This is a genomic window from Streptomyces sp. NPDC035033, from assembly GCF_040636735.1.
Classification (GTDB): domain Bacteria; phylum Actinomycetota; class Actinomycetes; order Streptomycetales; family Streptomycetaceae; genus Streptomyces.
In genome coordinates this window covers 1-7,800 of the sequence record NZ_JBEZUZ010000164.1, presented here as the reverse complement: position 1 = coordinate 7,800, position 7,800 = coordinate 1, and the positions used below count along the sequence as shown (strand labels likewise).

At 73.5% G+C, this 7,800-nt stretch carries 5 protein-coding genes; 2 read left to right on the top strand and 3 right to left on the bottom strand.

Features of this window, described 5'->3' with window-relative positions; translation table 11 throughout:
• From AB0E83_RS34345 to AB0E83_RS34335, 3 genes are all read right to left on the bottom strand, one after another.
• On the bottom strand, positions 1–1,107 hold a 1,107-nt coding region (locus AB0E83_RS34345; protein WP_362120572.1), incomplete at its 3' end, for an Hsp70 family protein.
• Between the two features lie 172 nt (positions 1,108–1,279).
• Positions 1,280–1,945, bottom strand: coding sequence for a methyltransferase domain-containing protein (locus AB0E83_RS34340; protein WP_362120570.1), 666 nt, complete (start codon positions 1,943–1,945; stop codon positions 1,280–1,282).
• 305 nt (positions 1,946–2,250) lie between these two features.
• Complete coding sequence (locus tag AB0E83_RS34335) at positions 2,251–3,009, bottom strand: 2OG-Fe dioxygenase family protein (RefSeq protein ID WP_362120568.1); 759 nt, start codon at positions 3,007–3,009, stop codon at positions 2,251–2,253.
• A gap of 180 nt (positions 3,010–3,189) precedes the next feature.
• Here AB0E83_RS34335 and AB0E83_RS34330 point away from each other — a divergent pair, with 180 nt between their 5' ends.
• The gene (locus tag AB0E83_RS34330; RefSeq protein WP_362120566.1) at positions 3,190–3,507 is read left to right on the top strand and encodes an acyl carrier protein; all 318 of its coding nucleotides are present in this window, start codon (positions 3,190–3,192) and stop codon (positions 3,505–3,507) included.
• 178 nt (positions 3,508–3,685) lie between these two features.
• The coding region (locus AB0E83_RS34325; protein ID WP_362120564.1) for a beta-ketoacyl synthase N-terminal-like domain-containing protein at positions 3,686–7,800 on the top strand (4,115 nt) is incomplete at its 3' end.

Below are 7,800 nucleotides of genomic sequence, written 5' to 3'. Positions count from 1 at the left end.
GTCGAGGAGCAGGACGTCCTTGACCTCGCCCTTGAGGACACCGGCCTGGAGCGCGGCGCCGATGGCGACGACCTCGTCCGGGTTCACGCCCTTGTGCGGCTCCTTGCCCGTCAGGGACCGCACCAGGCCGGTCACGGCCGGCATCCGCGTCGAGCCGCCGACCAGGATCACGTGGTCGATCCGGCCCACGTCGATCCCCGCGTCGTCCACCGCCTGGTGGAACGGCGCCTCGCACCGCCCGAGGAGGTCCTCCGTCATCTTCTCGAACTGCGCCCGGCCGAGTCTCTCCTCCAGGTGCAGCGGGCCCTCGGCGGAGGCCGTGATGTAGGGCAGGTTGATGGTGGTCTCGGTGGCGGAGGACAGCTCGATCTTCGCCTTCTCCGCGGCCTCGCGCAGCCGCTGCGACGCCATCGCGTCCTTCGACAGGTCGATCCCGTGCCCGTTCCGGAACCGCGTGACGAGATGGTCCACGAGCCGCTGGTCCCAGTCGTCGCCACCGAGGCGGGTGTCCCCGTTGGTGGCCTTCACCTCGACGACGCCGTCGCCGATCTCCAGGAGAGACACGTCGAAGGTGCCGCCACCGAGGTCGAAGACGAGGACCGTCTGGTCGTTCTCCTTGTCCAGCCCGTACGCGAGCGCGGCCGCGGTCGGCTCGTTCACGATCCGCAGCACCCTCAGGCCGGCGATCTCGCCGGCCTCCTTCGTCGCGGTGCGCTGTGTGTCGTCGAAGTACGCCGGTACGGTCACCACCGCGTCCGTGACGTCCTCGCCCAGGTACGCCTCGGCGTCGCGCTTCAGCTTCTGCAGCACGCGGGCGGAGATCTCCTGCGCGGTGTACCGCTTGCCGTCGATCTCACCGCTCGCCGGGAACCGCCAGTCCGCCTCGCCGATGTGCCGCTTGACCGACCGCACGGTGCGCCCCACGTTCGTCACGGCCTGCCGCTTGGCCGGCTCCCCGACGAGCACGTCCCCGCCCCGGGCGAAGGCCACCACGGACGGTGTCGTCCGCGCACCCTCCGCGTTCGCCACGACCACGGGCTCGCCGGCCTCCAGCACGGACACCACCGAGTTGGTCGTCCCCAGATCGATACCGACCGACCGAGCCATGACGGCCTCCCAGGCACCCGCACGAGCACGCCGAACCCGACACCCCCTGCTCCCAGCCCCTGCCCCACCCCCGCGCGGACATTCATGCGCGCCGCCGCCCCGCGCCCCCGGGAGCCCTCGAATGGGATCTGATCTGATCTGATCTGCTCAGCTCAGCTCGGCTCGGCTCGGCTCAGGGAGCGCTCCCCGGGGCGGGTCGTACGGCGGTGCCGAGGATGTGGACGGTGGCGGGCATCGGGATCCGGGTCGAGGGGAAGTCGAAGCGCTCGACGGCGGTGAAGGTGAATCCGGCGGAGGCGATGGCGCTCCGGGTGTCGCGACCGGTGTGGCAGCCGCCCATCAGACGGGGCCAGACCGTGGCGTCGAGGACGCGTTGGACGCGCCGCATGACCGGCGCGTCCGCCCGCACGTGCTCGAAGAACCGGAGCTGTCCGCCGGGCCGGAGCACCCGGTGGAGCTCGGCGAGCGCCCTGTCGGGGTCGGCGATGGAGCAGAGGGTCAGGCACGCGACGGCCGCGTCGAACGACGCGTCGGGGTGGGGCAGGCGCTCGGCCCGGGCCGTTTCGACCTCGATCGGGACGGGCGCGCGGCGGGCTGCGTGCCGGGCGAGCGCGCGGAGGTTCGGCTCCGGCTCGACGGCGACGACGCGGGTCACGGCGGCGGGGTAGTGGGGGAAGTTCAGCCCGTTGCCCGCGCCGATCTCGATCACCTCACCGGACAGACCGGCCAGGAGCCGCGCGCGGTGTTCGGCGACGCCCGCCTTCTCCAGGGCGGGACCGGCGAGCGTGGCGTAGAAGCGGGCGAAGAGCGGGTGCGGCTTGATCGGTTGCGTCGTCATCGTGACCGTCTCCTCTGCGGGAACCTCAGGGGGCCTCGGGAACCACAGGAACCTCGGGGAGCCCCGGGGCGATCCTGTCGGGCGGAGGGCTCCGTGGCGAAGCCGCTCCGGATCGGATCGGATCGCATCGGGTCGGATCGGATCTCCGGGGCCTGTCCCGTTCATGCTGGACCGCTTCTCGGGCCGGTGGAGGCATGCGACACGGTGACGGCGGTACGGCGTTGCCGCTGGAGCCGGCCACGCCGTACCGGAGCAGTGGGAGAGCCGGGGGAGCAGGGAGCGGCGGAGGAGGCCGGGGGAGCGCGTCAGACCTCTTCGATCCGCTGGAGGTCCGGGCTGTGCTTGTAGCCCATGATCAGCACGTCGCGTACGGCGGGCCCGCCGTGGTCGGACGGCCGGATGGGCTGTACGGCGTGCAGGATCTGCTGGTCCGCCCAGAACATGGTGTCCATCTGGTCGGTCAGGACGAACTGGGTGACCAGCTTCTTGTCCCGGGTGTAGACCTGCGACTCGCCCCCCTCGGTGTTGACCCGGCCCATCAGGTGGATCACGCCGTAGTCCACCTCGTCGCGGTGCGGCCCCTCGGGGGTCGGCTCGCCGATCTCGTCGGGGGTGCTGATGATGCGGAACTGGTGGCACTGCACGTCCCACGGCTCGTCCAGGCGGGGGTCGTCGTCCGTCAGCGGGAAGTGGGCGAAGTCGTCCCGCAGCAGCCGGGTCAGCAGCGGGTTGGCGAGGGTCGCGGAGCTCAGCGGGGCCACCTCGCGCGGGATGCCGCCCGCGTACCCGTTGACGCCTTCCGACTGGAAGTAGGGCCGGTGCGGGCGCAGCCGGACCTCGCCCGTGCGGGGCAGGAAGTAGAACCGGTCGTAGCGGCGCTCGCGGAAGCGCGAGCCGTCCTTCAGGTACTGGTCGGTCTCCAGCCGCTCCCATTCGTCGGCCAGTTCCTTCACCAGCGGCTGCAATTCGGGAGCCAGGGTGAATTGACCGGCCGGTACCAGTGAGTAGCCGTCGGCGCGCAGTTCCTCCCGCGTGATCTGCGCGATCCGCTTGATGCTGTGCATGTCGTCGCCCTCCTGAACGGATCTTGAACACACTCCTGCGTATGAGGTTCCCATGACCCGCCTGACGCTGAACTGACAGCTTCCGGTCCCGCTCTGCGGCCGGATCCGGTCAGGATCGTGTCAGCCAGTCGTCAAGTCGCCTGTGTTCTAATCAAATCGAATGGCAGAAAGGTGATTCTCATGGCGCCGATCGCCGAACAACTGGAGTCCATTTCCCGGGCAGAGCGCTGGTCGGCCCTGGAGGAAACCGTCACCGCGGAATTCCGGACCGTGCTCCTCATGACCGAGGACGAGGAATTCCCGCTGGAGGACACCTTCTTCGAGCTGGGCATGACCTCGCTGATGCTCACCACCGTCAAGCAGCGTCTGGAGGACCTGCTGGGGACGGGCATCAGCAGCACCGCGCTGTTCAACCGGCCGACCGTCGAGCAACTGCTGGAGTACCTGGCCACCGAGGTGCTGACCGGCCTCTTCGACGCGGAGGACCCGGCGCGCTGACCCCGGCCCCGCCGGCACGCGCCGCCGCGGGTCCGGCGAGGCCGGCGGACGCGGACACCCGGTCGTCGAGCACGTCGAGTACATCACGAGATCCCGAGAACGAGCACATCGGGAAACCCCCCGGAAAGCCTCACATGGCAGAAAGGTGCGAGGTGCCGCCGTGCCGGAAGCATCCGAAATGGATCAGGAAATACGTCGACAGTTCGAGGCGGCCCAGGAGACCCTGCGCCAGCAGCACAGAATGCTCGGCCAGTTCCTCCTGGAGAAGCACGAGCCGATCGCGGTGGTCGGGATCGGCATGCGGCTTCCCGGGGGCAACGACTCGATGGCCGATCTCGACGCGTTTCTGCGCGAGGGGCGTTCCGGAATAAGGCCGCTGCCCCGCGACCGCTGGACCGCGGAAGTCGACGAATCCCTGATCACCGCGGCCGCCGGCGGTTTCCTGGAGTCGGTCGACGAATTCGACGCCCAGTTCTTCAACATCCCGCCCAGGCAGGCCCCGTACGTCGACCCGGCCCAGCGGCTGCTGCTGGAGACCTCCTGGGAAGCCCTGGAGAACGCCGGCATCGACCCCGCCGCCCTGCGCCACGGCGACGGCGGCGTCTACGTCGGCGCCTCCCCCCTCGACTTCGCCCTGGAGCTGGAGCAGCTCGCCGACGAGCAGCTCGACGGCAGCCTCGCCACCGGCCTCGGCGGCTACTCCATGTCCGGCCGGCTCTCCTACTTCCTGGGCTGGCGCGGCCCGAGCCTGACGACGGACACCGCCTGCGCCTCGTCCCTCACCGCCCTGCACCTCGCGGTCGAGGGGCTGCGCCGCCGCGAATGCTCCCTCGCGCTGTGCGCCGCCGTGAACGCGCTGCACAACCCCCGCTCCTTCGTCATCCTCTCCCACGGGCAGTTCCTCGCGCCGGACGGCCACTGCAAGACCTTCGACGAGAGCGCCGACGGATACGCCCGCGCCGAGGGCTGCGGCGCCCTCGTCCTCAAGCGGCTCTCCGACGCGCTCGTGGACGGGGACACCGTCCTGGCCCTGGTCCGCGGCACCGCCATCGGGCAGGACGGCGAGAGCGCGGGCCTGAGCGCGCCCAACGGCACCGCCCAGGAGGCGGTCATGCGCGCGGCCCTGGCCAATGCCCGGCTGGAGCCGGGCGACATCCAGTACGTCGAGGCGCACGGCACCGGCACCCCGCTCGGCGACCCCATCGAGGTCGGTTCGATCAACGGTGTCTTCGGGGACTCCCACAGCCCCGGCGCCCCGCTGACCATCGGCTCGCTCAAGGCCAACATCGGCCACATGGAGCCCGCCGCCGGACTGGGCGCCGTCATCAAGGTGATCGCCCAGATGCGGGCGGGCGTGTTCTACCCGCACCGCTGGCGCGACCTCTCCGGACGCATCCCCTGGGACAGCTACCCCCTGACGGTCCCGGACGAGACGCGCCCCTGGGAGGCCCCCGTCCGCCGCGCCACGGTGAACGGCTTCGGCGTCGCCGGGGCCATCGCGGTCGCCGTACTGGAGGAACCGCCGGCCGCCGTGCCCGCGGGGCTGACGGAGGACGACGCGACCGGGCGGGCCGACCGCACGGCACGGCCCACCGCACACGCCCCCGGACAGGACGCCCCGCCCACCCGTCCCGAGGCCGCCCGAACCCCCCGGCCCGAAACTCCCCAGCCCCCCGTCCCCGCCGGGCACGTCTTCACCCTCTCCGCCAAGACCCGCCCCGCCCTGCGCCTCCAGGCCGAGCGCCACCTCCGCTTCCTCGCCGACCACCCCGGCACCGCCCTCGCCGACCTGTGCCGCACCCGCGCCACCGGCCGTTCCCACTTCCGCCACCGTCACGCCGCCGCCGTCGCCGACACCGACCAGCTCACCGCCAGGCTGCGCGCCTGGGCCGAGCCCCAGGGGCCGGGCGACGAGGGCGGCGAGACGACCGGCGGCACGGCCGACACCTTCCGCAAGGTCGCCTTCCTCTTCACCGGCTCCGGCGCCCAGTACGTCGGCATGGGCCGCTCCCTCTACTCCTCGTCCCCGGTGTTCCGGCGCCACGTCGACGCCTGCGACGCCCTGTTCACCGCCCACCTCGGCCGCTCCGTGGCCGCCGTCATGTTCGGCGAGACGCCCGACGCCGCCGAGGTCCTCGCCCGTACGCCGTACACGCACGCCGCGCTGTTCACCCTGGAGTACGCCCTCGCCCAGCTCTGGCTGTCCTGGGGGGTCAAGCCCAGCGTGCTGATCGGCCACAGCGTCGGCGAGATCGTCGCCGCCACCGTGGCCGGGCTGTTCACCCTCGCCGACGGCACCGCCTTCCTCTCGGCCCGCGCCACCCTCATCGAGTCGGTGTCCCGCCCCGGCGGCATGGCCGCGGTGTCGGCGCCCGCGCAGGAGGTCGCACCGCTGCTCGCCGCCTGGCCCGACCTGGCCGTCGCGGCCGACAACGCCCCCCGGCAGTGCGTGGTCTCCGGCGCCGCCGACTCCCTCGACGCGGCCGTGGCCGCCCTGCGCGACCAGGGCCGGGACGTCACCCCGCTGCGGGTCGCCGCCCCCTTCCACTCGCCCCTCATGGCCGAGATCTCCGAACGCCTCGGCAAGGTCCTCGCGTCCGTCGAGTTCCACGAGCCGCGGCTGCCGATCGTCTCCAACCTCACCGGCCGGATCGCCCCGTACGCCGAACTGGCCACCGCCGACTACTGGATCCGGCACGTCAACGAGACCGTCGCGTTCGCCGAAGGGGTGCGCGCCATCGACGCCCGCGGCCGCCACGTCTTCCTGGAGGTCGGCCCCTCCGGCGCCCTGACCTCGCTGGCCCGCCAGTGCGTGGACCCGGCCCGGCACCGCTGGCTGAGCTGCCTGAGCCCCAAGGACGAGGCCGGCACCCGGCTCACCGCCGCGCTCGCCGGCGCGTACGAGGCCGGGCTGAACATCGCCTGGTCCCAGGTGTACGCCGACCGGCCCGGCCGCCGGATCGAACTGCCCCCCTACGCCTTCGACCGCCGCTCCTACCGCCTGCCGGCCCGCACCGGCGGGCGGCTCGCCGCCGACGGCGCCCACCCGCTGCTCGGCCGTCCCGTCGATGCCCCGGCCGCCGGAGTACGGGCCTTCGCCGCGCGCGTCAGCGCCACGCGGCCCGCCTACCTCGCCGACCACACCACGGGCGGCCGGGCCTTCTTCCCCGCCGCGGCCCACCTGGAACTGCTGCTGGCCCTGCAGGACGAACTCCTCGGCGACACCCGGCGGGCCCTGGAGGACGTCCGCTTCCACCAGGCGCTGTTCCTGACCGACCGGCCGGCCCTGCTGCTCACCCGCGCCACCCCGGCGGCGGACGGCTCCTTCGCCGTCGAGGTCCGCAGCCGGCCGGCCGCCGACGACACCGCCCCCGAGACCCTGCACGCCAGTGCCGTGATCGCCGCGCCCGACACGGCACAGGCCGCCGGAGCGCTCACCGGGACCGGGCGCGAGCTGCTGGACCGCCTCGCGCGGACCGACGCCGCCCGGCCCGACGGCCCGGCACCAGGACGGGTCCTCACCGGCGAGGAGGTGCGCGCCGCCTACGCCCGGACGGGCCTGGACTACGGACCGCAGTTCAGCAGGGTCACCGAGGTCCGCGCGTACGGCGAGGACTTCGCCGTCACCACGTTCTCCGGCACGGGCACCTCCCGCGCCGAGCACCTGCCCCCGCCCGTCCTCGACGCGGCCACGCACGGCCTCGCGGCCTTCGCCGACGACGGCCGGCAGTACATCGCCACCCGCATCGCGCGGCTGCGCGCCTTCAAGAAGCCCCGCGGGGAGCGGCTGCGCTCCCTCCTGCGCGTCCACCGCGACGACGCGGCCGCCCCGGCCTTCAGCCTGGACGTCGTCCTGCTCGACGGCGACGCCGGCCCGAACACCAACCCGGGCGCGGCCCCGGGCACCGCCCCGAGCACCGACCCGGCCGCCGACGCCGGCGCGAGCCCGGCCACCGCCCCGTACACCGGCGGCGAGCCCGTCATGGAGCTGACCGGGATGGAGTTCACCCTGCTGCCCGGCCGCCCCGCCCCGGCCTCCGACCGGGCCGGCGGCGCCCCCGCCCGCCCGGCGGCCACGCCCGTGGACCCCCGCGCCCTGGCGCGGGGGGGCGGCCGCGGCCGGCCCCCCGCCCCCGGGGGCCAGCGGGGGGCGCGGCCCCCCCCCCGGGGCCCCCCGCCGCGGGGGGGGGGGGCCCCCCCGGGGCGCGGGCCGTCAGGCCCGGGTGCCGGCGGCCCGGAAGCGCGGCGAGTAGCCGACGATCCGGCGGGCGCTGAGCGGCGGTTCGGCCGGGT

Coding starts and splice junctions, on each gene's coding strand:
- AB0E83_RS34330 (WP_362120566.1), top strand. CDS start 3,190: ATGGCGCCGATCGCCGAACAACTGGAGTCCATTTCCCGGGCAGAGCGC.
- AB0E83_RS34335 (WP_362120568.1), bottom strand. CDS start 3,009: ATGCACAGCATCAAGCGGATCGCGCAGATCACGCGGGAGGAACTGCGC.
- AB0E83_RS34340 (WP_362120570.1), bottom strand. CDS start 1,945: ATGACGACGCAACCGATCAAGCCGCACCCGCTCTTCGCCCGCTTCTAC.